Consider the following 26539-nt stretch of genomic DNA (forward strand, 5'->3'; position numbering starts at 1 on the left):
ACCAGGAAATTAATTTCCTGATTTTATTGTTTTTAAGAGATAAAGTACTGCAAATGAATTTAAATTGTAATTCTATTCTACAAAACTTTAAAGACGCTGGCGCTAACGCCACCAACCATGTCTTTATCACTTAAATGGCTATTGGTCACCAATAGTTCTAGATTTCCTGCATTTTCAAACTGGAAGTCTTGCCCTTTAGCATTAAAGACAACCAGTAAATGTTCTTCCCCTTGAATCTCATAGACAATCCAACCACTATGTTCGTTGGCTGAATGAACAAAAACATGATGGTAAATCTCATCATAAGTTGGATAAGAAAAGGCACTGCTTTCTGTCTTCAATCGAATCATCTGACGGATAAACGCAATACTATCTTGACGCTCATTAATCAAGTCCCAGTTCACTTGGTTCACGCTGTCTGGAGCATTATAGCTATTCATAGCACGTTCTCTATCATCATGTGTCAACTCACCATTCTCACCAGTCGCAACCAGTTTGGTACGACCAAATTCTTGACCGATTTCCATAAAGGCCATCCCTTGCATGAGTAGGTTCATAGCTGTGGCTGTTTCGACCTTACGCATGATTTGCTCTGAATTTTGGTCTGGATGAAGGGTTGCCAATAAATCGTGAAGATTGTAATTGTCATGGGCTTCCACATAGTTAAGCACCTGATTTGGATGTGTATAGGTACCTAATTCACGACTGCCTAGGATTGCTTTGGCAAGAATTGGCTCTGTCGCAGCACCGCTAACAAAACCTGACTTGATAGCACCATAAACTTCTCCACCTTTGACAGCATCACGCTGATTGTCATTAAAGAAACCAATATTTGGCATCTGGTAGGCATTGTCTTTCTTAGCCTTATCATAAGGCGCTAGGCCTGTTCCCATATCCCATCCTTCTCCATAAAGGATAATGTTAGGGTCAATTTCATCCAAGCTCTGACGAATCATCTGCATGGTCTTGACATCATGAATCCCCATCAAGTCAAAACGGAAGCCGTCAATATTGTATTCCTGCACCCAGTATAGAAGAGAATCAATCATATACTTGCGAAACATTTCGTGTTCACTGGCTGTTTCATTTCCAACACCCGTTCCATTCTGGAAGGTACCGTCTGGATTCATACGATAATAGTAATCAGGGACAGTTGTTTGGAAAGGTGCATCAACAACTGAGAAGGTATGGTTATAGACCACATCCATAATGACACCAATACCCGCATCGTGATAAGCTTGAACCATGGTCCTCAAATCACGAATAACCTGAGCTGGATCATCTGGATTAGTTGAAAGGCTCGTTTCTGGTGCATTATAATTTTGTGGGTCATAACCCCAGTTGTAGGTTACATTCCCATCCTCATCGTATTCTTTGTGACGGTCTGCAATTGGTTGCAACTGAACATAATTGTAGCCCAGTTTCTTGATGTAATCAAAAGCAGTTGACTGACCGTAGTGGTTAACCGTTCCAGTCTGAGCAGCACCCAAGAAAGTTCCTCGAAGATGTTCATCTACACCTGAGGTCGGTGATTTGGTCAAATCACGAATGTGCATTTCACAAATAACTGCCTTACATGGATTTGCCAAACGCCAAGTAGCCTCAGAACCATGCTTAACCTCGAAGTTTGCAACTTGCTTTTCTGCATGACTCAGGATAGCTGAACGTTTGCCATCAGGACTAGTCGCAATTGTGTATGGGTCGCGTGTCAGTGTTTGGTGGTGAGGAAATTGGACTTGATACTGATAAGCCTTACCAGTCAAATCTTCCTCAACATCCAAACTCCAGACACCGATTGTATTGTCCTTATGATTATAAGAGTAGCTGTTGCCTCTTTCCATCTCAAAAGTTTTCCAAACAGGAGCATCGTTAGCAGCTGATTCATAAACGACAACCTGCACTTCTGTCGCTGTTGGAGCCCAGAGAGCAAAACGAGCCTGATTGTCCTCTACGCGGCAACCCAATTCCCCTTGGTAACCCCAATGATGGTCAAAACTGGCACTGTTAATAGCCTTATCAAAGGCAAAAGGATTTTGATTCTTATAGAAAGGACTGGCAATAGCAGGATTTTCAGAGTAATAAATTCTGTCATCCCCTTCCAAAATCCAAACCTCTGTTAAAAGAGGATAGTGATTAAAACGGATAGCATATTCTTTACTGCTTTGACCTGTATGAACCACAAAATTCAAGCTTTCTAGAGCGTGAGCACTTGGGTGTTCAAAACTAAATAAGGCACCAAAATAATCTTCTTTGTAGGTCAGCAAATCAATCCGCTGGTCCTGACTTTTTACAAAAGAGCAAGTATCGTATTCTCCATTCTTGCGATGGTAATGAATGCGCATAGGGTAATTAAACATTTTTTATTTTTCCTTTTTACTTCTTGATTTGTTTCTATTTCACTAATAAATTTTTGGCCGATTTTATCCCGATTAACAAACTAGTTATACTGTCTAAAGTCTTGTTTTAAACGATCATTACAGACTTTCTAGCCAAGCTTCATCTCGAACCTCGATACCAAGTTCTTGTGCTTTTTGCAGTTTGCTTCCAGCATCTACTCCTGCAACGACGAGGTCGGTCTTTTTAGAAACACTGCCTGTCACTTTGGCACCCAGACTTTCGAATTTACTTTTAGCTTCTGAGCGCTTGAGACGTTCCAATTTTCCTGTCAATACAACGGTCAAACCTGACAAGGCTGCATCCGCTACCACAGTCTGTCCTTTATAGTCCAGATTGACCCCAGCTTCTTTCAATTCTTTGAGCAGAATTTCAGAGCCTTCTGTAGCAAAGTAAGTCTGAAGACTCTTGGCAATCACACCACCCAAACTTTCAATACTAGCCACCTCCTCTGGATCTGCCTGAGCCAGATTTTCGATTGAATGAAAATGTTGAAGTAAGAGCTGACTGGCCTTGCTTCCGACATGGCGAATTCCCAAACCAAATAAGAGCTTCTCGGCAGAATTTTCCTTTGATGCTTGGATAGCCTGATACAGTTTAGCAGCGGACTTTTCCTTAACCCCCTCTAAAAGGAGGAAATCTTCTTCTTTCAAACGATAAATATCCGCCACATCTCTGACTAAATTAGCAGCAAAGAGTTTCTCAACCATAGATGGACCAAGGCCTGTAATATTCATAGCATCACGAGAAGCAAAATGAATCAAACCTTCCATGATTTGAGCAGGGCAACGCGGATTGATACAACGCAGGGCCACTTCATCTTCAAAGTGCAACAAATCAGAGTCACAACTTGGACAGTTTGTTGGGATATCTAGTTTCTCTTCAGAAACCCGTTTGGATTCTACCACACGCAAGACGGCAGGGATGATATCTCCAGCCTTATAGACGATAACCGTATCGTCTTTGCGGATATCTTTTTCAGCAATATAATCCACATTGTGCAGAGTCGCACGGCTAACAGTTGTACCAGCTAGTTGTACTGGTGTTAGATTGGCTGTTGGGGTTACAACACCCGTACGGCCAACTGTCCAATCAACTGACAGGAGTTGTGCTTCTTTTTCTTCAGCTGGGAACTTGTAGGCCACTGCCCACTTTGGAGCCTTAACGGTAAAACCAAGTTCTTCTTGACTTGCTAGGTCGTTTACCTTGATTACCACTCCATCGATATCATAAGGCAGGTTTTCCCGTTCCTGTCCTACTTCTTGGATAAAATTCCAGATTTCATCTATGTTTTCAGCCAAGATTCGCTTAGGATTGACCACAAAACCTAGTTGTTCAAGGTGCTTCAAAACCTTTTCTTGACTATCACGAGTTGAAGGGCTGGCTTCTTGATAGAGGAAAGTAGCAAGATTACGCTTGGCAACTACTGCTGTATCCAACTGTCGCAGGGTGCCTGCTGCCGCATTACGAGGATTAGCAAATTCAGGCTCTCCATTTTCTTGACGAGCTTGGTTGACCTGGTCAAAAGAAGCGCGTGGCATATAACATTCCCCACGAACCGTGATATCTAGTTCTTCTTTCAAGGTCAAAGGAATATCCTTAACACGCTTGAGGTTTTCTGTGATATTTTCACCAATTGAACCATCTCCACGTGTTGCACCAACAACGAAAATCCCCTTTTCATACGTCAGCGAGATAGACAAGCCATCTATTTTCAGCTCACAAATATAGGTTGGATGAGACACTTCCTTACGAACACGCGCATCAAAAGCTTCAAGCTCCTCACGTGAAAAAGCATCCTGCAAACTATAAAGAGGATACTGATGACTGTATTTTTCAAAACCATCTAAAACCTTGCCACCAACACGATGGGTCGGACTATCTGCCAACACTTGATCTGGATAGGCAGTTTCTAACTCAACCAACTCACGGTAAAGGCGGTCATACTCACTGTCTGAAACCGACGGATTATCGCTGGTATAGTACTCAGTCGCATAGCGATTGAGCAAGGCGACTAACTCATTCATTCTTTTATTCATAAAACCATTTTACCATAAAACAAGCCCTCCTCACAAACGAGAAGGGCGGAAAAACACTTAGATTGGAATTATTTTTGAAGTCCAAGCAAACTTATGTCTCTTTTTCAAAATGAGTTCGAACATATCCGAGAGCTAAGAAAGATAAGGCTACAACTCCAAGTCCAATAATCAAGAAAGAATAAAGATGGACACTTGGAAGCAAGGTCATCAAACCTTTCGCAATCGGCATAAAGAGAATTGCCAGTGTAAAAATGGTACTCAATACCCTACCCAGATATTCTCCATCAATCTTGGTCTGTACCTGTGTAAAGAAGTGAATATTAAAAATCGTCATAAAGAGTTCACAAATCAGGTTTCCAGAAAAGGTTAAAATATTGGGCAGTGGCAAACCCATCATGAAAACTCCTACTCCTGTTAAAATCAATAAGAACAAAAGTGTATTCATACTTGATTTAAATTTATTTGCTATCAGTGCTCCTATAATTGAGCCAATCGCACCCATGGTTAAGATAGTTGCATAAGCTCCTTCTACTCCATATAGTTTATTTGAAAAAGGAAGCAAAAACTCAAAAGCCGCAAAAAAGAAATTAACGCTGGAAGCCACTAACAGGAGAAAGAAAATCTCTTTTTGATGCCAGATATAGTGCAAGCCATCTTTGATATCCGCAAAAATATCTTTCCCAGTAAAAGGTTTCTTATCTTGAACCATTGGTTCTTCTTTTGGAAGTAAGGCCACTAGAACAAATGCTATAAAAAAAGTCAAAGCATCTAGTAAGAGCGTCAGATGGAAACTTGCAAATTGTAAGACCAGAAAAGAAAGTACAGGAGAACTCACACTGACAACCTGCAAGACCAACTCCAAACGAGAATTGTAGAGGACCAGTTCATCCTTCTCTACCAATTCTGTGATAATGGCCTTATTTGCAGGTCTAGAAAAGGCAAAAGCAATAGCCTGAACAATGTTGGCAAAAATCAAAGCTCCAATCATCCAGCTATCATTCCTTATGAAAGAAATAGCCAGACAAAGAATTCCACAAACAAGGTCTGCTGCCATTAAAATCTTACGACGAGAAAATCGGTCTGAAATGACTCCGCCAAAGGAATTTACGAGAATAGATGTGACGAGTTCAGAAATCTGATACATTCCTAAAACAGTCTGTCCAATAGTCCCCATGGACACCAACCAAACACTATTTCCATAATCATAGAGCATATTCCCTATCTTGTTAACAGCTCCACGACTAATCAACTGTACTGCGTAGCGATTCATATAAAAACTCCTCTCAAATTTTGAAACTATTGTATCAAAACCGAAAGGAGCCTTTTATTTTTTCCCTTATTTGGGAAAATTAATCTTTGACAAATTTTTCGTAGTGTTCCTGATAATAGGCTACTTGTTCTGGAAGACCTAACACGTCAAAAATGTGCATGGCCTCTTTCATCTGCTTAAAGCCTTCTTTACACTGTCCTTTTTGGTACAAGGAAAAGCCTTTTAGATAATGGAAAATATTACGCTCATACAGTTTGATCCCTTTACCAATAATCTTCTCTGTATAAGCCTCAAAATAACTTGCATTGTCAAAAGAAAGATGCTCTAAACAGTGCTGGTAACAATTGAGGGCCAAAATCAACACCAATCTCTTATGGCGACCAATCTCTAGGTAAAATTCCTCCCTCTCCATAACTTCTCTACCAATCCGAGTGACATAGTCCACCTCGTAAAAACTATAGAGGTTCCCGAAAAGAATCAACTCATACATGGTCCATTCTTCTGTTTTGAATAGATAATCTGCTACCTTATCCAAATCATCCTGCTTCATATCATAACTAGAATCTCTTTGGCAAATTAGACCTTGTAGCAAAATCCAGTTCAACTCAAAATAAAGGGGATTTGTCGAACTCTTAGCCTTTTCAAGTTGTTCCCTTTGCAGCTTTTGAAAACCTGCAATATCATTTGAATAGTAAAGGGGCACAATTTGTCCCATCATAGCAACATGTTCATGATTGTGAAAATTCCTTGCCTTGTCCATGAAATTTTCGATTGTGACATGAATGTTATCCAAAATCTCAAAGAAACGTGAGACTGCTAGGTCAGACTCCCCAAGCTCAAAGCGAGATAACTGAGAGGTTGAACAGGACTCTCCTGCGGCCTCCTTTAAAGAATAATTTCCACTTGTCCGAAATTCACGAAATACTTTTCCAAGATTTTCCATCTTACACCTGCTCTGACAATTCTTCCCACTCAAGCATGGCTTCTTCCTGACGATGGCTGATTTTGTCCAGCTCAGCCTGCAATGCCATCAGTTTGTCGGCATCGTTTGTTTCCAACATTTGTTCAGAAATGGCTTGGCTTTGACTTTCTAACTCTTCAATTTCAGCTTCTAGACTTTCGATTTGTCGCATGAGTTTGCGAACTTCTTTTTGACTTTCTTTTTGGGCTTGATAGTCATTCACAGGACTTGCTTCTTTTGCTTGATTACTAGTTGAAGTTTCCTCAGCCTGAGTCATTTCTACTTCTGCTTTCTTCTCAACATAGTAGTCGTAATCTCCCAAGTAAAGAGTCGAACCCTTCTCAGACAATTCCAAAACATGAGTTGCCACACGATTGATAAAGTAACGGTCATGACTGACGAATAGAAGAGTTCCATCGAAGTCAATCAAGGCATTTTCTAGCACTTCCTTGCTATCAATATCCAAGTGGTTGGTTGGCTCATCCAGAATCAAGAAGTTGTTGTTCTCCATAGACAATTTAGCCAAAAGCAAACGAGCTTTCTCGCCACCTGACAGCATGCCGACGGATTTTTTGACATCATCTCCTGAGAAAAGGAAGGCACCAAGGCGATTGCGGATTTCAACTTCCGGTGTCAGTTTAAAATCATTCCAAAGTTCATCCAGTACAGTATTACTTGGTGTTAGCTTGCTTTGCGTCTGGTCATAGTAACCAACCTCAACATTGGCGCCAAAGCGCTTCTCACCCTTGATAAAAGGAATCTGGTCCACAATAGACTTGATAAAGGTTGACTTGCCTATACCATTTGGACCAACGATGGCGACAGCATTCATCTTACGAAGGTCTAGGTTAATCGGTTGTGATAGGACTTCCCCATCATAGCCAATAGCTGCATTTTCAACAGTCAAAACAACATTGCCCGACGTTTTTTCAGACTGGAAGGTCATATTGGCTGATTTCTTGCCAGCTTCTGGCTTGTCCAAACGCTCCATTTTTTCTAGTTGTTTACGACGAGATTGGGCACGTTTAGTCGTTGAAGCTCGGACTAGATTGCGGTTGACAAAATCTTCCAGAGCGGCAATTTCCTTTTGTTGCTTTTCATAGTTTTTTGCTTCAGTAGCTAGCTTTTGCTCCTTCAGCTCGACAAAGCGAGAGTAATTACCCACATAACGATCCAAAGAATGCTTGGTCAAATCTAGCGTAATTGTCGCAACCTTATCCAAGAAATAACGGTCGTGGCTGACAATAATAAGGGCACCACTATAATTTACCAAGTAATTCTCTAGCCAGGCGATGGTTTCAATATCCAAGTGGTTGGTTGGCTCGTCCAAGACCAAGAGATTGGGCTTTTCAAGTAGCATTTTGGCAAGTGCCAAACGAGTATTTTGACCACCCGAAAGCTCAGCAATTTTCATCTGCCACATAGACTCGTCAAACTTGAATCCATTCAAAATCGCTCGAATATCAGCTTCATAAGTAAAGCCACCTGCCTGACGAAAATTTTCAGATAAGCGGTCGTAATCTGACATCAGCTTATTCAAGTCCTCACCAGACTTTTCTCCCATCTCTAGCTCCATCTGACGAAGTTGTTTCTCCGTCCGACGCAAGTCATCAAAGACATGAAGCATCTCATAGTAGATAGTATTATCAGACTCAAAACGGCTATCTTGGGCTAGGTAAGACAGAGAAATATCTTTTTTCTTATTGATTTCTCCGCTAGTTGGCTCCTCTTCTCCAACTAAAATCTTCAAAAGAGTAGACTTACCTGCACCATTTTTCCCAACAAGAGCAATTCGATCTCGTTCATCAACCTGCAGGGTGATATTATCAAAAAGAACTTCTCCTGCAAAAGAACGTTCAATTTTATTAGCTTGTAAAATAATCATACAAACAGTATAGCATGTTTCCCTAAGGCATTCAAGACTTGATAAACCGGCATATGACACCACTTTTCTGAAAATTATGCTACCGTTTTACTAAAACGCTAAAAAGTGCTATAATGTGAACGGTTAAAACAATTTACAAAAAGGAGAATTTCAATGTCTTACCAAGAAAATTACCAGAAATGGGTTGATTTTGCGGAGCTTCCTGATTACCTTCGTCAAGATTTGGAAAATATGGACGAAAAAACTAAGGAAGATGCCTTCTATACAAATCTTGAATTTGGTACTGCAGGTATGCGTGGCTTGATTGGCGCTGGTACAAACCGTATCAACATCTACGTTGTTCGCCAAGCTACTGAAGGATTGGCTCGTTTGATTGAGTCAAAAGGCGGAAACGAAAAAGAACGCGGTGTAGCAATCGCCTACGATAGCCGTCACTTCTCACCTGAGTTTGCCTTTGAATCTGCGGCAGTTCTTGCTAAACATGGTATCAAATCTTACGTATTTGAAAGCCTTCGTCCAACTCCAGAACTATCATTTGCAGTTCGTCACCTCAACTGTTTCGCAGGTATCATGGTCACAGCTAGCCACAATCCTGCACCATTTAACGGTTACAAAGTTTACGGTGAAGACGGTGGACAAATGCCTCCACACGATGCAGACGCTTTGACTACATATATTCGTGCAATCGAAAACCCATTTGCAGTTGAAGTTGCTGATGTGGAAGCTGAAAAAGCTTCTGGCTTGATTGAAGTTATCGGAGAAGCTGTTGACGTAGAATACCTTAAAGAGGTTAAAGACGTTAACATCAACCCAGCCTTAATTGAAGAATTCGGTAAAGACATGAAGATTGTTTATACACCACTTCATGGTACTGGTGAGATGTTGGCTCGTCGTGCTCTTGCCCAAGCAGGATTTGACTCTGTTCAAGTTGTTGAAGCACAAGCAACTGCTGACCCAGATTTCTCAACTGTCAAATCTCCAAACCCAGAAAGCCAAGCAGCCTTTGCCCTTGCTGAAGAACTTGGTCGTCAAGTTGGTGCAGATGTTCTTGTGGCAACTGACCCTGATGCTGACCGTGTTGGTGTTGAAGTTCTTCAAAAAGATGGTAGCTACCTCAACCTTTCAGGTAACCAAATCGGTGCCATCATGGCTAAATACATCTTGGAAGCCCACAAAAATGCTGGAACTCTTCCTGAAAATGCAGCCCTCTGCAAATCTATCGTATCAACTGACTTGGTAACGAAGATTGCTGAAAGCTACGGCGCAACCATGTTCAACGTCTTGACTGGTTTCAAATTCATCGCTGAAAAAATCCAAGAATTCGAAGAAAAACACAATCACACTTACATGATGGGATTTGAAGAAAGCTTCGGTTACTTGATTAAACCATTCGTACGTGATAAAGACGCTATCCAAGCTGTTCTAGTCGTTGCTGAACTTGCTGCCTACTACCGTTCACGCGGTTTGACACTTGCTGATGGTATCGAAGAAATCTACAAAGAGTACGGCTACTATGCAGAAAAGACAATCTCTGTTACCCTTTCAGGTGTCGATGGTGCTGAACAAATCAAAGCAATTATGGCTAAATTCCGTAACAATGCTCCAAAAGAATGGAATGCAACAACTATCACTGTCGTAGAAGACTTCAAAGCTCAAACTGCTACTGCTGCTGACGGCACTGTTACAAACTTGACAACTCCTCCAAGTGATGTGTTGAAATACACACTTGCTGACGGTTCATGGATTGCCGTTCGCCCTTCAGGGACAGAACCAAAAATCAAGTTCTACATTGCAGTTGTAGGTGAAACTAACGAAGAATCACAAGCTAAGATTGCTAATATCGAAGCAGAAATCAATGCTTTTGTAAAATAAGGCCCCTATAAAAGATGAGACCAACCAATCTCATCTTTTTTTCGTATCAAATCTAAGCAATTTTAGAAACTTTATGGCATACTAGACTTATCAATGAAAGCGAGGTAATCTCATGGAACAATTTTTAGATAATATCAAAGACCTTGAAGTCACTACAGTTGCGCGTGCGCAAGAAGCTCTTGATAAAAAAGAAACTGCAACCTTCTTTATCGGTCGCAAAACTTGCCCTTACTGCCGTAAATTTGCTGGTACCTTGGCAAGTGTCGTAGCTGAAACTAAAGCTCACATCTACTTCATCAACAGTGAAGAGCCAAGCCAACTCAATGAGTTACAAGCATTCCGCTCACGCTATGGAATTCCAACTGTACCAGGCTTCGTTCACATTGCAGATGGACAAATCAATGTCCGTTGCGACTCTTCAATGTCAGCACAAGAAATCAAAGAATTTGCAGGATTGTAAAAGATATAAAAAAGAAGGCACATTCGCCTTCTTTTTTATATATCTGTCAATGGTGTTGCAGTATCTGGTGAGGTATCATAAACCTTAAAGTCTACTCCAACTCCCAGATCAGCTTGTGCTAGCTGATTGACCATGGTCATGTGAGCCAGTTCCTTGATATTGTTCTCCTTAGATAAATGTCCAAGGTAGATTTTCTTAGTGCGATTTCCTAGCATCCGAATCATGGCCTCAGCACCGTCCTCATTAGAAAGGTGACCCAGATCCGATAGGATTCGTTGTTTGAGTCGCCAAGCGTAAGAACCTGCTCGCAAAATCTCTACATCATGATTGGACTCGATAAGATAACCATCTGCATTCTCGACAATCCCTGCCATACGGTCACTAACATAACCTGTATCTGTCAAAAGGACAAAACTCTTATCATCCTTCATAAAGCGATAGAACTGCGGTGCGACTGCATCATGGCTCACACCAAAACTCTCGATGTCGATATCTCCAAAGGTTTTGGTTTTGCCCATTTCAAAGATATGCTTTTGCGAAGAATCCACCTTGCCAAGATACTTGCTATTTTCCATAGCCTGCCAGGTCTTTTCATTGGCATACAAATCCATACCATACTTGCGAGCTAAAACACCTACTCCATGAATATGGTCAGAATGTTCATGCGTAATCAGGATAGCATCCAAATCTTCTGGCTTGCGATTAATTTCAGCAAGTAAGCTGGTAATTTTCTTGCCCGACAAGCCTGCATCCACTAAAAGTTTCTTTTTTGGGGTTTCCAGATAAAAGGAATTTCCACTGGATCCCGACGCTAAAATACTGTATTTAAAGCCTATTTCACTCATTCTGGTCTTCTATTTCGTCCTCCCATACTTCTTCTTTCACTGCATCCTTATCATAAGGGAGCACAATGGTAAAGGTTGATCCCTTACCATATTCACTCTTAGCCCAAATAAAGCCCTTATGTTGTTTGATAATCTCTTTAGCGATAGCTAGTCCTAAACCAGTACCACCTTGGGCACGACTTCTAGCACGATCCACACGATAAAAACGGTCAAAGATACGTGGTAAGTCTTGCTTTGGTATCCCCAATCCTTGGTCTGAAATGGATAAAATCATCTGATCATCAGTTGTCTTCATGGTCACTGTGATTTTCCCACCATCTGGAGAATACTTGATTGCATTGTTAAGAATATTATCAATCACCTGTGTCATCTTATCTGTATCAATCTCTATCCAAACTGAGGTAATGGGGTAATCTCTCACCAGTTCGTATTTCTTCTCTTCGTCCTGCCCTCTTATCTGATCAAAACGGTTGAGGATAAAGGTAATAAAGGCAGTGAAATTGATCAATTCCACATCTAGGTGACTGGTTGCATTATCAATACGTGAAAGATGGAGGAGATCCGTCACCATCCTCATCATACGGTTGGTTTCATCTAGAGACACCTTAATAAAGTCTGGCGCGACAGGTTCTGACAAGGCCCCCTCATCCAAAGCTTCAAGATAGGATTTTACGCTAGTCAAAGGAGTTCGTAACTCATGACTAACATTAGAAACAAAGAGTCTCCGTTCCCGTTCTTCCTTCTCCTGCTCCGTCGTATCATGCAAAACAGCAACCAAACCTGAGATAAAGCCAGACTCACGACGGACCAAGGCAAAACGTACACGAAGGCTCAAATACTCACCATTGGCATCCTGAGAATCAATCATAAGCTCAGGAACTTGGGTAATCAAATCACGAAGTTCATACTCATCTTCAATCTTAAGCAATTCTAGAATACTTTTATTGAGAACCTCTTCTTTCTGAACACCTAGCTGTTTCTTAGCCATGTCATTAATCATAGTAATCTTGCCACGACGATTGGTCGCAAGGACTCCGTCTGTCATGTATGAGAGGATACTGTGCAATCGTTTACTCTCTTGTTCCAGATTTTCTTGGGTCAAGCGAATTACTTCTGATAAATCATTGAGATTATTGGTAATATTAGTGATTTCAGAGCTTCCCTGCATATCCAATACCTGAGAATAATCTCCTGCAATCAAATCTTTGACTTTTTGATTAATTTGCTTCAACCGAATATTATCTCGCCGATTTTCTAGCAAAAGCAAGGTAACAATCAAGATAAAACCCAATAAAATTAAAATGAAGATAAAATCACTAGTAAGAATATTTTTTCTAATCAATTCAATCATTATTTCTCATATAATAACCAACACCACGACGTGTTAAGATATACTCTGGACGACTAGGTGTATCTTCAATCTTCTCACGCAAACGTCTGATAGTTACGTCAACAGTCCGAACATCTCCGAAATAATCATAACCCCAGACCGTTTCAAGCAAGTGTTCACGCGTAATCACTTGACCAATATGAGATGCCAAGTGGTACAAGAGTTCAAATTCACGGTGGGTTAAGTCTAATTCTTCACCGTATTTTTTAGCTACATAAGCATCTGGCACAATCTCCAAGTCCCCAATTTGTAAGGGTTGGGTTTTCTTTTCATCTGACTCTTGATTGTCTACAGAAGCCAAGTCCGTGCGACGAAGAAGAGCTTTAACACGCGCCTGCAACTCACGATTTGAGAAGGGTTTTGTCACATAGTCATCCGCTCCAAGCTCTAAACCGATAACCTTATCAAACTCACTATCTTTAGCCGACAGCATGATAATAGGCACACTACTCGTCTTGCGAATAGTCTTAGCAACTTCTAAACCATCGATTTCTGGAAGCATCAAATCCAGAATAATAATATCTGGTTGCTCTGCTTCATATTGCTCTAGCGCTTCACGACCATTAAAAGCAGTTACAACCTCGTAACCTTCCTTGGTCATATTAAACTTGATAATATCCGAGATTGGTTTTTCATCATCTACAATTAATATTTTTTTCATTTGTTCACCTTTTTCTCTACTATTATACCAAAAAAATAAAAAGAAGACACAATAGCTAGTCTTTGCTACTGTCTAAGTTGGCTTGTGCATAAGCCTGCCAGATTTTTTGTTGGGGTTTGGCAAGTGGAACATCCTTGAACTCTTCTGGTGAAAGCCAGCGAACTTCCCTATCGGAAAAGTTATGAAAGTCACTCACCTGACCTGCTACAATCTGTACATGCCACTTGCGATGGCTAAAGACATGTTTTACCATCTCAAAATAAGTATCAAACCAATCAACATCTAAGTCATAGTCCTGCTGAAAACTCTCTTCTGGACTGGGACCAAAGTTCACATTGTCTTCTGTAACCTGATGAAAGAGATCAAACTGCTCCTCTTGCGAAAAGTCATCTACTTCTACCAGTGGGAAATGCCAAAAACCTGCCAATAGCTTTTCACTTTCATTTTTTTCAAGTAAAAATTGTCCCTGTGTATTTTTGACCACCAAGGCTTTAAGATAAATAGGGACAGGCTTTTTCTTGGGAGCCTTGATTGGATAACGGTCCATTGTGCCATGCTGATATGCCGCACTAAAGTCCTTAACTGGACTTTCTTCTGGTCTGGGATTTACAGGAGACTCAATATCCGAACCCAAGTCCATCAAGGCTTGGTTAAAGTCACCTGGCCGTGCTGGGTCAATCAGGATTTCCATCATTGCCTGAAAAATTTTACGATTACTTGGAATCCCAATATCGTAGTTGACTTCAAATAGACGTGCCAGCACTCGCATGACATTACCATCTACAGCCGGCTCAGGCAAGTTAAAAGCAATACTGGAAATAGCTCCTGCTGTGTAAGGACCAATCCCTTTCAAGCTGGAAATTCCTTCATAGGTGTTTGGAAATTGACCACCAAAGTCTGTCATAATCTGCTGGGCTGCAGCCTGCATATTGCGTACTCGAGAATAATAACCCAAACCTTCCCAAGCCTTCAACAAACGCTCTTCAGGGGCAGTTGCCAAACTTTCCACTGTTGGAAACCAGTCCAAGAATCGTTCGTAATAAGGAATAACCGTATCCACCCTAGTCTGCTGGAGCATAATTTCCGAGACCCAGATATGATAAGGATTTTTACTTCTACGCCAGGGTAAATCTCTTTTGTTTTCATCATACCAGTCAAGAAGTTTTTCACGGAAAGAAATGATCTTCTCCTCCGCCCACATAACGATACCATATTCTTTCAAATCTAACATATCTCTAGTATAACACAGAAGACTCTAACTGTCCTTTTCCTAGTATTAAAAAGCCTCTTCCCAAAGGAAAGAGGACTAAATCTTATTTATGAACTGCTTGAGCTGCTGTGATAAGGGTCAACTTGTAAACATCATCTGCATTACATCCACGAGAAAGGTCGTTAACTGGCTTGTTCAAACCTTGCAAAACAGGACCAACAGCTGCAAAACCCCCAAGACGTTCAGCCATCTTGTAGCCGATATTTCCTGCCTCGATACCTGGGAAGATGAAGACATTTGCTTGACCAGCTACTGTACTTCCAGGAGCTTTCAAAGCTGCAGTTTCAGGAACAAAGGCCGCATCAAATTGCAACTCACCATCGATTTCAAGGTCAGGGCGCAAGTCATGAGCAATTTTAGTTGCTTCAACAACCTTATCAACGCTTTCTCCAAATCCTGAACCTTTAGTAGAATAGCTTAGCATAGCAATTTTAGGCTCGATTCCAAACATTTTAGCTGTGATTGCTGAGTTAATGGCAATCTCAGCCAAAGCTTCTGCGTCTGGATTAATGTTGATGGCACAGTCTCCAAACAGGTAACGCTCCGTACCACGAACCATGAGGAAGGCACCTGAAGTACGAGTTACATTTGGGCGAGTTTTGATGATTTGAAGGGCTGGACGAACTGTTGAAGCTGTTGAGTGAATCGCTCCTGACACCATTCCATCAACCAATCCTAAGTAAACCAACATAACACCAAAATAGTTGACATCTTCAACCAAAACCTTGCGTGCATCTTCTTCAGACATTTTACCCTTACGACGTTCTACCAAGGCAGCAACCATTTCTTCAAATTTATCGTAGTGTTGAGGGTCGATGACTTCATAACCATCCTCGATGCCTTCGATTTCAAGATAAATTTTAATTTTTTCAGGATTTCCAAGCAAAACAGGAATCACTTCTGTTTCTTTTACCAGGCGTTTAGTTGCTTGAAGAATACGAGGTTCTTCCCCTTCAGGGAGAACGATACGAGCATTTTTACCAACCAGGTTGGCTTTGAGACTTTCAAAAACTTCCATGAGTTTTCTCCTTTAAGATAATAATTATACTCTGAAACAGTTTTTATAGAGTATTAGTTGATAACTGGGTAATAAGGTTACTGAAATCATCCGGCAAGGGACTTTCTAACTGCAAGTCTTGCTCTAGAAAAGGATGATAAAAGGATAGGTAATGGCAATGTAGGGCTTGGCGCTGAATTCCATCATCTAGACTACCACCGTACAAGTCATCTCCCAACAAAGGAAAACCAATATGAGAAAAGTGGACTCGGATTTGGTGGGTTCGCCCAGTGTGCAGGCGAATATAGACCAAGTGAATATTTCCATAAGAAGCTACAATACTGTAAGAAGTATGAGCATACTTTCCACCTTTAGCTACACGTCTGGTAATAATGGAGTCTTCATCACGCGCAATCGGGGCAATAATTTCCCCCTCTGACTCCAAGTATCCTTCACCTTTAACCAAAGCAAAGTAGCGTTTCTCGATAGATTTTTTCTGCAACTGCTTGTCTAGTCGTGCATGGGCATAGCCGTGCTTGGCAAAGAGCATCAAGCCAGAAGTATCTCTATCAAGCCTGGTTACAATGTGAACCTGCTGATTTTCGTAATTTTGCTTGACGTAGTAACCCTTGATAAAATTGGCAATTGTATTAGAGTGATTAACACTAGGAATAGAAGCCACTCCATAGGGTTTATTCAAGACTAGAAAATGGTCATCCTCATAGAAAATATCCAGTGGGTACTCGATAGCTTCTAGAGTTTCAAAGCCTTCCTCAGCAGGAATATCAATGATAACTCGGTCTCCAATATCCAATAGATACGTCGCATTTTGCGGTTGGTCATTGACCAGAATAGCCCCACCTCGAAATTTAATCTTGGCCAGAAGTCCCTTCGAAACCTCGTGCTTTTTTAAGAAGGTCTTAACCTTGACATGTTCATCTGCGATAAATTCAAACCTCATTCGTCCACCTCGCCAATAAAAGCGTCCTTAACACGATTCCAAAAACTGGTATGGCTAGGTGAGGCGACAAAGTGAATCTTATGATGGTCGATTTGATACTCAATACGCTCAATATTGCGGAAAGAATAAACGCTATTGTCAATCGAAATAGTATGGTAATCGTTTCTTGTTGGAATAAGTTCAATCTTATCCTTCTTTGGAACAATAATGGACGAACCCAGCGTTCGATAAACACGATTGTTAAGGCTAGCAATTTCCGTTAATTGCAAAGCTTCAATGGTTGGGTGTAAAACAGCTCCACCAAGCGACTTGTTATAGGCTGTGCTACCAGTCGGTGTCGAAACTGTTAGCCCATCTCCACGAAAACGTTCAAAGTGGACACCGTTAATCACAACATCCGCCACCATAGTTCGATCAGACCTGCGGATACTGGCTTCATTTAATGCTCTGAAAATCTTAACTTCACCATTTTCAAGAAAGACCTTCACATTCAGAACAGGGTATGATACCTTTGCCCCAGTATCTAGCTGCAAATTAGTCACTAGCTTGTCCAACTCAAAATCACGGTAGTCCGTATAGAAGCCCAAATGTCCAGTGTGAACACCAATGAAGCGGACCTTGTCAAGCTGGTTTTCATACTTATGAAAGGCCGACAAGAGCATACCGTCCCCACCAATGGAGATGACAATGTCCGGACTGGTATCATTGAGTATAAACTGATTTCTCTTCAAACGATCTCGCAATTCATACAAAACCCTTTGACTCTGCGGTTTTCTATTTGCTATCAGGTCAATTCGTTTACCTGTATTCTTCATCTGTATCGTCACTGTTTCCTACACCGTCATTTAATTTTCTACTCAAAGGATCAAAAAGAGCCTGGGCTTCCTGGATATCATCACGAATTTTACCCATTTCTTCATCCAACTGATGGGCAATTTTGGCAGTAATTTCCAGTCGCTTCTTAATCTCCTCTGGGAAATCCCCTTGGTACTTGTAGTTGAGAGAATGTTCTATTGTTGCCCAGAAATTCATGGCCAAAGTACGAATTTGAATTTCTGCTAAAATGGTCTTGGATCCATTGATGGTGTCAACCATATATTCTACTACCACATGATAGGAACGGTAGCCTGAAGCCTTTCGATGAGTAATGTAATCTCGCTCCTGTATGATCCGCATATCCTGACGCTTGCGCAAAATCTCCACTACTTCCTTGACGTCATCTACAAACTGAACCATCACACGCAAACCAGCAATATCCTGTAAATCGTGTTCCAAGGTCGCATAAGTAATGCCACGACGAGCCATTTTCTCCTTGATACTCTCAATTGGCTTGACTCGACCAGTCACAAACTCAATCGGAGAATGCTTATTTTGCTTACGATATTGCTTCCGAATACCACGTAGTTTAATCTTTAACTCACCAACAGCTTGAATGTAAGGATCTAGAAATTCTTCCCATTCTAAGGTCATATATTCTCCCTTGTTCTCATATTATCCTTCAAAAATATCTTTGATTTTTTCTCCAGATTCATATACAATAAATACAATACTTATTATACCATAAATCCGCTTTCAACGATAAAGAAAAGGTAAGAAAAATGAAACATTTAGAAATTGAATTGAAAACACTCTTGAAAAAAGATGAATACAATCGTCTAAAAGACCAATTCACAGGTGTCACTCCTGTTCTTCAAAAAAATTACTACATCGACACACCTGATTTTGAACTGCGAGAAAAGAAAGTTGCTATGCGCATTCGAACCTTTGAAGACTGGGCAGAATTGACACTCAAAGTCCCACAAAGTGTTGGAAACATGGAATACAACCAAAAATTGCAACTAAAAGATGCTGAGAACTATCTGAGCAAGGAAGAACTACCTCAGGGGCTGATTTTTGATGAATTGGCTAAACATGGTATCCAAAGTAAGAAATGGCAGGTGCTTGGTTGTCTCACAACGCTTCGCTATGAAATGAAGACAGCTATTGGTCTCATGGCGCTGGATGAGAGTCAATACTTTGATAGGATAGATTACGAATTGGAGCTTGAAGTGGAAAATCACGAGCAAGGCAAACAGGATTTCCAACAATTTTTAGAGAAAAATCAGATTTCCTACCAAAAAGCCCCTTCAAAATTGGTTCGATTTGTCAAAAGCATAAAAAATAGCTGAAATAATCTCTATTTTTTGGTAAAATAGAAAAGATAAAAATATTCGAATCCAAGTCAATATATGCTAAAGCATATGGCTTGGCTCCATAAAGTTTACAGAGGACGGTCTATAATGTCAGATAGAAAAAATATGAAACTTTTCGCACTCAACTCTAACCAAGAGATTGCACAAAAAATTGCTCAAGCTGTTGGTGTCCCACTTGGAAAACTGTCATCACGTCAATTTTCTGACGGAGAGATTCAAGTGAATATCGAAGAGAGTGTCCGTGGTTATGATGTATACATCATCCAATCTACAAGCTTTCCTGTTAACAACCACCTAATGGAATTATTAATTATGGTTGATGCTTGTGTGCGTGCAAGTGCTCACAGTATCAACGTTGTCCTTCCGTATTTTGGCTATGCACGCCAAGATAGAATTGCATCATCTAGAGAACCACTAACAGCTAAACTAGTTGCTAACATGCTGGTTAAAGCTGGTGTAGATCGTGTCCTTACCCTCGACCTACATGCAGTTCAAGTACAAGGTTTCTTTGATATTCCTGTAGATAATCTTTACACTGTTCCTCTCTTTGCTAAACACTACTGTGATAAAGGATTAAGAGGTTCCGATGTTGTTGTCGTTAGCCCTAAAAATTCAGGGGTAAAACGTGCTCGTAGCCTGGCTGAATATCTTGATGCTCCTATCGCCATTATCGACTACCCTCAAGACGATGCAACTCGCAACGAAGGCTATATCATCGGTGATGTTGAAGGTAAAAAAGCCATCTTGATTGATGACATTTTAAATACAGGACGTACCTTCTCTGAAGCTGCTAAAATCGTTGAACGTGAAGGGGCTACAGAAATTTATGCTGTTTCTAGCCACGGTCTCTTCGTCGAAGGAGCTGCTGAACTTCTTGACAATACTAAGATTAAAGAAATTCTTGTGACTGATTCAGTAGCAACAAAAGAAAAAACTCCTAAAAACGTATGCTACATCACTGCTAGTGAGTTAATTGGTGATGCCATCGTCCGTATCCACGAAAGAAAACCAGTCAGCCCACTCTTTGCCTACAACAAAAAGAAATAAGGTGATTCTTTGATTTATTTGGACAATGCTGCAACGACTCCTATGTCAGCAGTTGCTATTTCAGCTATGACCGAGGTTATGCAAGAAACCTATGGAAATCCTTCTAGTATTCATGGTCATGGTCGTCAAGCTGGTAAACTCTTGCGAGAAGCCCGTCAGGAGCTAGCTCAGTTACTGGGGACAAAACCTCAACATATCTTTTTCACTTCTGGTGGGACAGAAGGCAACAATACTGCTATCATTGGCTACTGCCTTCGTCACCAAGAGCAAGGAAAACATATCATCACAACTGCTATTGAGCACCATGCTGTCCTTGAAACCATTGATTACTTGGTTCAACACTTTGGGTTTGAAGCAACCATTATCCAGCCAGAAAATCAAGAAATCACAGCCCAACAAATTCAAAAGGCTTTACGTGACGATACGATTTTGGTTTCTACCATGTTTGCTAATAATGAGACAGGAAACCTACTTCCCATTGCTGAAATTGGCCAAATACTCAAGCAACACCCTGCTGCCTATCATGTCGATGCAGTTCAGGCTATTGGCAAACTCCCTATTCACCCAGAAGAATTGGGCATTGATTTTCTCACTGCTTCTGCCCATAAATTCCATGGTCCTAAGGGAATCGGTTTTCTCTACGCATCTAGCATGGACTTTGATTCCTATCTACATGGCGGAGACCAAGAACAGAAAAAACGTGCAGGAACTGAAAATCTGGCTGCCATCGTAGGCATGGTTGCAGCCCTAAAAGAAAGTTTAGAAAAGCAAGAAGAACATTTTCAACATGTGCAAAAGCTAGAAACCGCCTTTCTGGCAGAGCTAGAGTGCATTCAATATTACTTGAATAGAGGAGAACATCATCTCCCTTATGTCCTCAATATTGGATTTCCCGGTCAGAAAAATGACCTCTTACTCCTCCGTCTAGATTTGGCTGGAATTTCTATCTCTACTGGCTCAGCCTGTACTGCAGGCATTGTCCAATCCAGCCATGTTCTTGAGGCCATATACGGAGCAAATTCAGAACGCTTGAAGGAATCCGTTCGTATCAGTTTGTCGCCACAAAATACTGTTGAAGACCTACATACCCTCGCAAAAACCTTAAAAGAAATTATCGGAGGTTAGCCATATGGCATTTGAAAAAACCATTCAGTTAAAAAATTGTCGTTACGACTACACTCTTAGCCCTTCTGTGAAAAAATTTACCCTCAAGGACAACACCTTTTTTGAGACTAAGGTTGGTAACTATGAATTGACTCGCCTTTTGGAAAAAGTTCCGAACAGCGGTGAGGGATTCCAACTCAAAATCATCATTAACAAGGAACTTACAGGTGCTAAAATCAATATCACTGACAAGTTTGGGCTACGTCTAGTTGATATTTTCAAATCAGAAGACCACCACATTCATCAGGAAAAATTCTACTTCCTCATGGAGAGCTTGGTAGAACGTGGTGTCTTTACAAAATCGGAAAGATAGAGCCAAAATGTTTGAACTGACCTATAAGGACAGCTATCATGTAGAGCGGACTCTCAAGTATGAGGATTACGAGGCTCTCATGCTTGCTCTGTCAGGATGTGTGACTCTGCCAGATACACTTTATGTAACTTCTTTGACCTTTAAAGGGCGGGAAGTTTACCAAGGACTGGTCGGAGACCTCTATCGTTTTCTATCACATGCAGATTTTTTACATCAAAACTAAGATTTTTCTTAGTTTTTTCTTGTTTTTGTTGATTTTTTCACAATGTTTCTATAAAATAGAAGAATAGAAAGGTTGTGATTTTGTGAAAGATAAACAGTCTGCTATTCCAAAAGCTACAGCGAAAAGACTCTCTCTCTACTATCGAATTTTTAAGAGATTTCATGCAGAAAAGATTGAACGTGCCAACTCTAAGCAAATTGCAGAGGCTATCGGTATTGATTCCGCGACCGTACGTCGTGATTTTTCCTATTTTGGTGAACTAGGTCGGCGTGGATTTGGCTACGATGTCAAAAAACTGATGACATTTTTTGCCGATTTACTTAATGATAACTCGATCACCAATGTCATGCTGGTAGGTATTGGAAATATGGGCCATGCCCTTCTCCACTACCGCTTCCATGAGCGCAACAAGATGAAGATTATCATGGCCTTTGACCTAGATGACCATCCTGAAGTCGGTACCCAAACTCCTGATGGGATTCCTATTTACGGAATTTCACAAATCAAGGATAAAATCAAGGATGCTGATGTGAAGACTGCTATCCTGACAGTTCCCAGCGTCAAGTCACAAGAGGTTGCCAATCTCTTGGTAGATGCTGGCGTGAAAGGAATTCTCAGTTTTTCACCAGTCCATCTGCATTTACCAAAAGACGTGGTCGTTCAGTATGTCGATTTGACAAGTGAACTCCAAACCCTCCTCTACTTCATGAGAAAAGAGGATTAGAAAGAGAAAATCATTTTATGAAAAAACCAGTTATTGGGATTACAGGAAACGAAAAAGCTCATCCAGATGATGATATCATGATGAGCTACGCAGCAAAAGGCTTTGTTGAAGGCGTTAAAGACGCTGGAGGGATTCCCATCATCCTACCGATTGGTGATCAAGAAATGGCCTGCCACTATATCAGTATTATTGACAAGCTCATCTTGACAGGTGGGCAAAATGTTGATCCAAAATTCTATGGTGAACCAAAAACCATCGATAGCGATGACTATCACCTTCAAAGGGATATCTTTGAACTGGCCCTCATCAAGGAAGCTATTAAACAGAAAAAGCCAATTTTTTCTGTCTGCCGTGGAACTCAACTATTTAACGTTGCCATGGGGGGAACTCTGTACCAAGATATCGAAGACCATTGGCAGGATTGTTCCGCCGAGTACACAACTCAACGCTTGGTAACAGAACCTGATACTGTTCTTCGAGAAATCTATGGAGAAATTTCCCATATCAACTCCTTCCACCATCAGAGCATCAAGGATTTAGCACCAAATTTAAAGATTGTGGCTCATGACCCTAAAGATGGTATCATTGAAGCTGTCATGAGTACGGATGATTTCTCCTTTCTCGGTGTCCAATGGCACCCAGAATTTCTATTTGAAAATCGTCCCAAAGATAAAAACCTCTTTGACTATGTTGTTAATGAACTTTAGATTAAATCCGTCTTTTCACGATAACTAAAGTAATTAGAATGAGAGACAATCAAATGGTCCAAGAGAACAATCCCCATCAGTTCGCAGGCTTCTTTTACAAGTTTAGTCACATGATCATCATTTCGGCTAGGCGCTACCGCTCCTGAAGGATGATTGTGGACCAAAATGAGTGAAGTCGCCATATGCTTGATAGCATAGTGAAGAATCTCACGTGGTTCAGCAATACTGCGGGTAGCTGAGCCGATAAAAATGGTCTGTTGATGGATGATTTGATTTTGAGTATTGAGATAGAGCGCCACCAGGTGCTCTTGTTTTTTATGTCCCAACTCCTGCTGCATCTTCTTGGCCAACTTTTGACTGCTGAGAATACTTTCCATCTCAAGAGTCTCATGTTTATGAATACGATGGCCCAGTTCGATCATAGCTTGTAATTCTATTGCCTTAACACGGCCGATACCAGACAGACTCTGCAATTCCTGCAGGGTCATTTTTTTCAAATCTGTTAGGCTTGAAAGATTGTTCAAGACTTTCTGGGCAATTTCAAAAACGCTGGCTTGACGTGTTCCTGTCCTGAGTAAAATAGCTAGCAACTCTTGATTACTGAGCGCTTCAACCCCTTCTTTTGCCAGCCTTTCTCTTGGTAATAGTGAATCTTCTTGAAATGAAATACTGTACATAAAAATCCTCCTCACTTTATTATTCGTGAGAAGGATGGAAAATTATATTTTTTTCTCAATTGGGGCTACACTAGCTAAAAGTTTTTTCAAACCTACTTCTGGGAAATTGATTTTTAATTCCTGCGTAGCACCGCTTCCTGAAACTTCCAGAACAGTTCCCTCTCCCCATTTCTTGTGGAGAGCAATGTCACCAATGGACCAATTTGCCTCGCTAGACCCTGATTTTGCTCCAGCTGTAAATTGACCAAACGGAAGACCGCTTGACTGGATAGATTTTAGGGCAGCACTGCGTTTACGGTCTTGAAGAGCCTGGGCAAGACTCATACCTTGACCAAAGGCAAGACCACCACTGCTATAAGATGCCTTAAAGCTTGAATTTGAAGGACGAGCCAGACCTTGATACTCAAGCAAGTCTGAACTGATTTCGTTAATAAATCGAGTAGGACGGTTGTAGTTGGTGCGACCGAAAAGCAGACGCGAGTTGGCATTGGTCAGATAGAGAATTTTCTCTGCACGCGTAATTCCTACATAGGCCAGACGGCGTTCTTCTTCTAATTCATCTTGATCTTCAGCTGCACGGCTAAGCGGAAAGACATTTTCTTCCATCCCAATCAAAAAGACAACTGGAAACTCGAGACCTTTGGCAGCATGCAGGGTCATTAGGGTAACTTCTGATGTCTCCTGACTACCTGAATCTGTATCAGCAATCAAGGCCAGGTCATTTAAGAAACGACTTAGTTTGTCCAAACCAGTTTCTTCTTCTGGCCCATCAGATGTGTCATCAAAGTTTTTCGTCACAGAAAGGAACTCTTCAATATTTTCAACCCTAGCCTTGCTTTCTAAAGTCGCTTGAGTATTTAGAATATCGACGTAACCTGTTTTTTCTAGGACGGCCTCAACCAACTCTGTAATATTTAATTGATCTAGCTGCTCTCGTAAATCTAGAATCATATTGGCAAAATCCCAGATAGACTGGGCTACTTTACCCTTGATACCAGATAACATGATATTTGCTGAAGCATCCAGCATAGACATATCTTGCATATTCGCAAAATCACGGATTTTCTCAACAGTGCCTGGGCCAATTCCACGTTTCGGCTCGTTGATAATACGCTCAAAACTGATATTGTCACTCAAATTCGCAATGAGGTTGAGGTAAGCGATAATGTCACGAATTTCCTTACGGCTGTAGAACTTTGTTCCACCAACCATGGTATAAGGAATATTTGACTTGAGCAAGGCTTCCTCAATAGTACGGGACTGCGCATTAGTACGATAAAGAACTGCAAAATCCTTGTGAAGGAAGTTTTGGTTGCGACCCAGTTCATCGATAGTTCTGGCTACAAATACAGCCTCATCTAGCTCATCATTGGCACGATAGTAAACAATTTGTTCCCCATCAGCGTTTTGAGTCCAGAGATTCTTAGGACGGCGATTTTTATTGTTTTTAATAACCTCGTTGGCCGCTTGGAGAATAGTTTTAGTTGAACGGTAATTCTCCTCCAGCAAAACAACCCTGGCTTGGGGATAATCTTTCTCGAAATCCAAGATATTCTGCATGTCAGCACCACGCCAACCGTAGATAGACTGATCCGCATCCCCAACAACACAGATATTTTTAAAACGGGAAGCTAATAGTTTGACCAATTGGTACTGGGCATGGTTGGTATCTTGGTACTCATCAACATGGATGTATTGAAACTTCTGCTGATAGTAAGTCAAAACATCAGGATTTTGATCAAAGAGACGCAAGGTCAGCATAATCAAATCATCAAAGTCAACCGACTCCGACTGACGCAGTTCTTTTTGGTAAGCAGTGTAACACTGGGCCACGATTTGCGTATACATATCACCAGCTTGGGCAGCATAGGCAACATCATCAATCAAATCATTCTTAGCATTGGAAATAGTCCCCAAAATAGTTCGTTCATTCCATTTTTTCGGATCCAAGTTCAACTGCTTGAGAATGCGTTTCATGAGAGTTCGCTGTTCACCAGGATCCACAATAGTAAAATTACGGTTGTAGCCAATATGATCCGCATCACGACGCAAAATACGCACACACATGGAGTGGAAGGTAGCAATCAGACAGTCCTGAGTGGCTGGATTAAGGTTATAAGCACGCTCTTTCATCTCACGCGCAGCCTTATTAGTAAAGGTAATGGCCAAGATATTCCAAGGATTGACCATCTTTTCATCAATCAAATAAGCAATACGGTGGGTCAAAACTCGGGTCTTTCCAGAACCAGCCCCTGCCATGATTAACAAGGGACCTTCTGTCGTTTGCACCGCCTCAGCCTGACGGTCGTTCATTCCATTTAATAATGCGTTCATCTTCTCTTCCTTACTCTTGAAGTCAATATTTCTATTATATCAGAAATCAGGGAAAATATCTTTGCCTAGACTGGTTACGTGTAGAAGGCAACTTCTTGTATCTAGATAAAAAATGAGCTTGGATAGTATTTCCAAACTCATTTTTTACTCAAT

24 protein-coding genes are annotated in these 26539 nt (G+C 41.0%); 9 read left to right on the plus strand and 15 right to left on the minus strand.

All coding sequences use genetic code 11. The features are described 5' to 3' along the window. Window positions 1-77: 77 nt before the first annotated feature. From pulA to MK482_RS02590, 5 genes are all read right to left on the minus strand, one after another. Window positions 78-2357, minus strand: a complete 2280-nt coding sequence (pulA, locus tag MK482_RS02570) for a type I pullulanase (RefSeq protein WP_268717897.1) — start codon at window positions 2355-2357, stop codon at window positions 78-80. Window positions 2358-2474: 117 nt separating this feature from the next. Further along, window positions 2475-4433, minus strand: coding sequence for an NAD-dependent DNA ligase LigA (gene ligA / locus MK482_RS02575; RefSeq protein WP_268717898.1), 1959 nt, complete (start codon window positions 4431-4433; stop codon window positions 2475-2477). A gap of 91 nt (window positions 4434-4524) precedes the next feature. After that, window positions 4525-5703 carry an MFS transporter gene (locus tag MK482_RS02580; RefSeq protein WP_268717899.1) on the minus strand — a complete coding sequence of 393 codons (1179 nt, stop codon included), beginning with the start codon at window positions 5701-5703 and terminating at the stop codon, window positions 4525-4527. Window positions 5704-5782: 79 nt separating this feature from the next. Next, a complete protein-coding gene (locus tag MK482_RS02585; protein WP_268717900.1) occupies window positions 5783-6646 on the minus strand; it encodes a MutR family transcriptional regulator in 864 nt (287 codons plus the stop codon). Between the two features lies 1 nt (window position 6647). Next, window positions 6648-8549 (minus strand): ATP-binding cassette domain-containing protein, encoded by a 1902-nt coding sequence (locus MK482_RS02590; RefSeq protein WP_268717901.1) that lies wholly within the window; start codon window positions 8547-8549, stop codon window positions 6648-6650. A 153-nt stretch (window positions 8550-8702) separates the two neighbouring features. On the opposite strand from MK482_RS02590, the gene MK482_RS02595 reads away from it, so the two are divergent. Then, complete coding sequence (locus MK482_RS02595; RefSeq protein WP_268717902.1) at window positions 8703-10421, plus strand: phospho-sugar mutase; 1719 nt, start codon at window positions 8703-8705, stop codon at window positions 10419-10421. A gap of 112 nt (window positions 10422-10533) precedes the next feature. Continuing rightward, window positions 10534-10881: a thioredoxin gene (locus MK482_RS02600; protein ID WP_261086294.1), complete on the plus strand. Its 348-nt coding sequence runs from the start codon at window positions 10534-10536 to the stop codon at window positions 10879-10881. A gap of 35 nt (window positions 10882-10916) precedes the next feature. Here the strand turns inward: MK482_RS02600 and MK482_RS02605 are convergent, their stop codons facing one another. The 8 genes from MK482_RS02605 to MK482_RS02640 all read right to left on the minus strand — a co-directional run bounded on the left by MK482_RS02605 (window position 10917) and on the right by MK482_RS02640 (window position 18475). Further along, window positions 10917-11726 carry an MBL fold metallo-hydrolase gene (locus MK482_RS02605; protein WP_268717903.1) on the minus strand — a complete coding sequence of 270 codons (810 nt, stop codon included), beginning with the start codon at window positions 11724-11726 and terminating at the stop codon, window positions 10917-10919. After that, window positions 11719-13077: a cell wall metabolism sensor histidine kinase VicK gene (gene vicK / locus MK482_RS02610; protein WP_268717904.1), complete on the minus strand. Its 1359-nt coding sequence runs from the start codon at window positions 13075-13077 to the stop codon at window positions 11719-11721. Before vicK ends, MK482_RS02605 begins: the two co-directional genes overlap by 8 nt. Further along, the gene (gene yycF / locus MK482_RS02615) at window positions 13070-13777 is read right to left on the minus strand and encodes a response regulator YycF (RefSeq protein ID WP_033685152.1); all 708 of its coding nucleotides are present in this window, start codon (window positions 13775-13777) and stop codon (window positions 13070-13072) included. Before yycF ends, vicK begins: the two co-directional genes overlap by 8 nt. 55 nt (window positions 13778-13832) lie before the next feature. Continuing rightward, window positions 13833-15008 (minus strand): A/G-specific adenine glycosylase, encoded by a 1176-nt coding sequence (gene mutY / locus MK482_RS02620; RefSeq protein ID WP_268717905.1) that lies wholly within the window; start codon window positions 15006-15008, stop codon window positions 13833-13835. A gap of 82 nt (window positions 15009-15090) precedes the next feature. Next, a complete protein-coding gene (gene pta, locus MK482_RS02625; protein ID WP_136937126.1) occupies window positions 15091-16065 on the minus strand; it encodes a phosphate acetyltransferase in 975 nt (324 codons plus the stop codon). Window positions 16066-16108: 43 nt separating this feature from the next. Then, window positions 16109-17005 (minus strand): RluA family pseudouridine synthase, encoded by an 897-nt coding sequence (locus tag MK482_RS02630; protein ID WP_268717906.1) that lies wholly within the window; start codon window positions 17003-17005, stop codon window positions 16109-16111. Next, on the minus strand, window positions 17002-17820 hold the full coding sequence (locus MK482_RS02635) for an NAD kinase (protein WP_268717907.1): 819 nt from the start codon (window positions 17818-17820) through the stop codon (window positions 17002-17004). Before MK482_RS02635 ends, MK482_RS02630 begins: the two co-directional genes overlap by 4 nt. Beyond that, the gene (locus tag MK482_RS02640; protein ID WP_268717908.1) at window positions 17804-18475 is read right to left on the minus strand and encodes a GTP pyrophosphokinase; all 672 of its coding nucleotides are present in this window, start codon (window positions 18473-18475) and stop codon (window positions 17804-17806) included. Before MK482_RS02640 ends, MK482_RS02635 begins: the two co-directional genes overlap by 17 nt. 128 nt (window positions 18476-18603) lie before the next feature. Between MK482_RS02640 and MK482_RS02645 the strand changes: the two genes are divergently transcribed. From MK482_RS02645 to MK482_RS02675, 7 genes are all read left to right on the plus strand, one after another. After that, entirely contained in the window at window positions 18604-19173 is a 570-nt protein-coding gene (locus MK482_RS02645; protein WP_268717909.1) for a CYTH domain-containing protein, read from the plus strand. A gap of 111 nt (window positions 19174-19284) precedes the next feature. Further along, the gene (locus MK482_RS02650) at window positions 19285-20244 is read left to right on the plus strand and encodes a ribose-phosphate diphosphokinase (protein ID WP_268717910.1); all 960 of its coding nucleotides are present in this window, start codon (window positions 19285-19287) and stop codon (window positions 20242-20244) included. A 9-nt stretch (window positions 20245-20253) separates the two neighbouring features. Then, window positions 20254-21369, plus strand: a complete 1116-nt coding sequence (locus tag MK482_RS02655; protein ID WP_268717911.1) for a cysteine desulfurase family protein — start codon at window positions 20254-20256, stop codon at window positions 21367-21369. 4 nt (window positions 21370-21373) lie between these two features. Next, entirely contained in the window at window positions 21374-21721 is a 348-nt protein-coding gene (locus MK482_RS02660) for a DUF1831 domain-containing protein (protein WP_268717912.1), read from the plus strand. A 7-nt stretch (window positions 21722-21728) separates the two neighbouring features. Then, a complete protein-coding gene (locus MK482_RS02665) occupies window positions 21729-21944 on the plus strand; it encodes a DUF4649 family protein (RefSeq protein ID WP_049509385.1) in 216 nt (71 codons plus the stop codon). 82 nt (window positions 21945-22026) lie between these two features. Continuing rightward, entirely contained in the window at window positions 22027-22668 is a 642-nt protein-coding gene (locus MK482_RS02670; RefSeq protein ID WP_000653417.1) for a redox-sensing transcriptional repressor Rex, read from the plus strand. Between the two features lie 17 nt (window positions 22669-22685). Then, window positions 22686-23375, plus strand: a complete 690-nt coding sequence (locus MK482_RS02675; RefSeq protein ID WP_268717913.1) for a gamma-glutamyl-gamma-aminobutyrate hydrolase family protein — start codon at window positions 22686-22688, stop codon at window positions 23373-23375. Here MK482_RS02675 and radC read toward each other — a convergent pair. Next, the gene (radC, locus tag MK482_RS02680; RefSeq protein WP_042751241.1) at window positions 23372-24052 is read right to left on the minus strand and encodes a RadC family protein; all 681 of its coding nucleotides are present in this window, start codon (window positions 24050-24052) and stop codon (window positions 23372-23374) included. The genes MK482_RS02675 and radC overlap by 4 nt on opposite strands. A 42-nt stretch (window positions 24053-24094) precedes the next feature. Beyond that, the gene (gene pcrA, locus MK482_RS02685; RefSeq protein ID WP_268717914.1) at window positions 24095-26386 is read right to left on the minus strand and encodes a DNA helicase PcrA; all 2292 of its coding nucleotides are present in this window, start codon (window positions 26384-26386) and stop codon (window positions 24095-24097) included. Between the last annotated feature and the right edge of the window lie 153 nt (window positions 26387-26539).

The sequence above is a fragment of the Streptococcus mitis genome, assembly GCF_026782865.1.
Taxonomy (GTDB): domain Bacteria; phylum Bacillota; class Bacilli; order Lactobacillales; family Streptococcaceae; genus Streptococcus; species Streptococcus mitis_CG.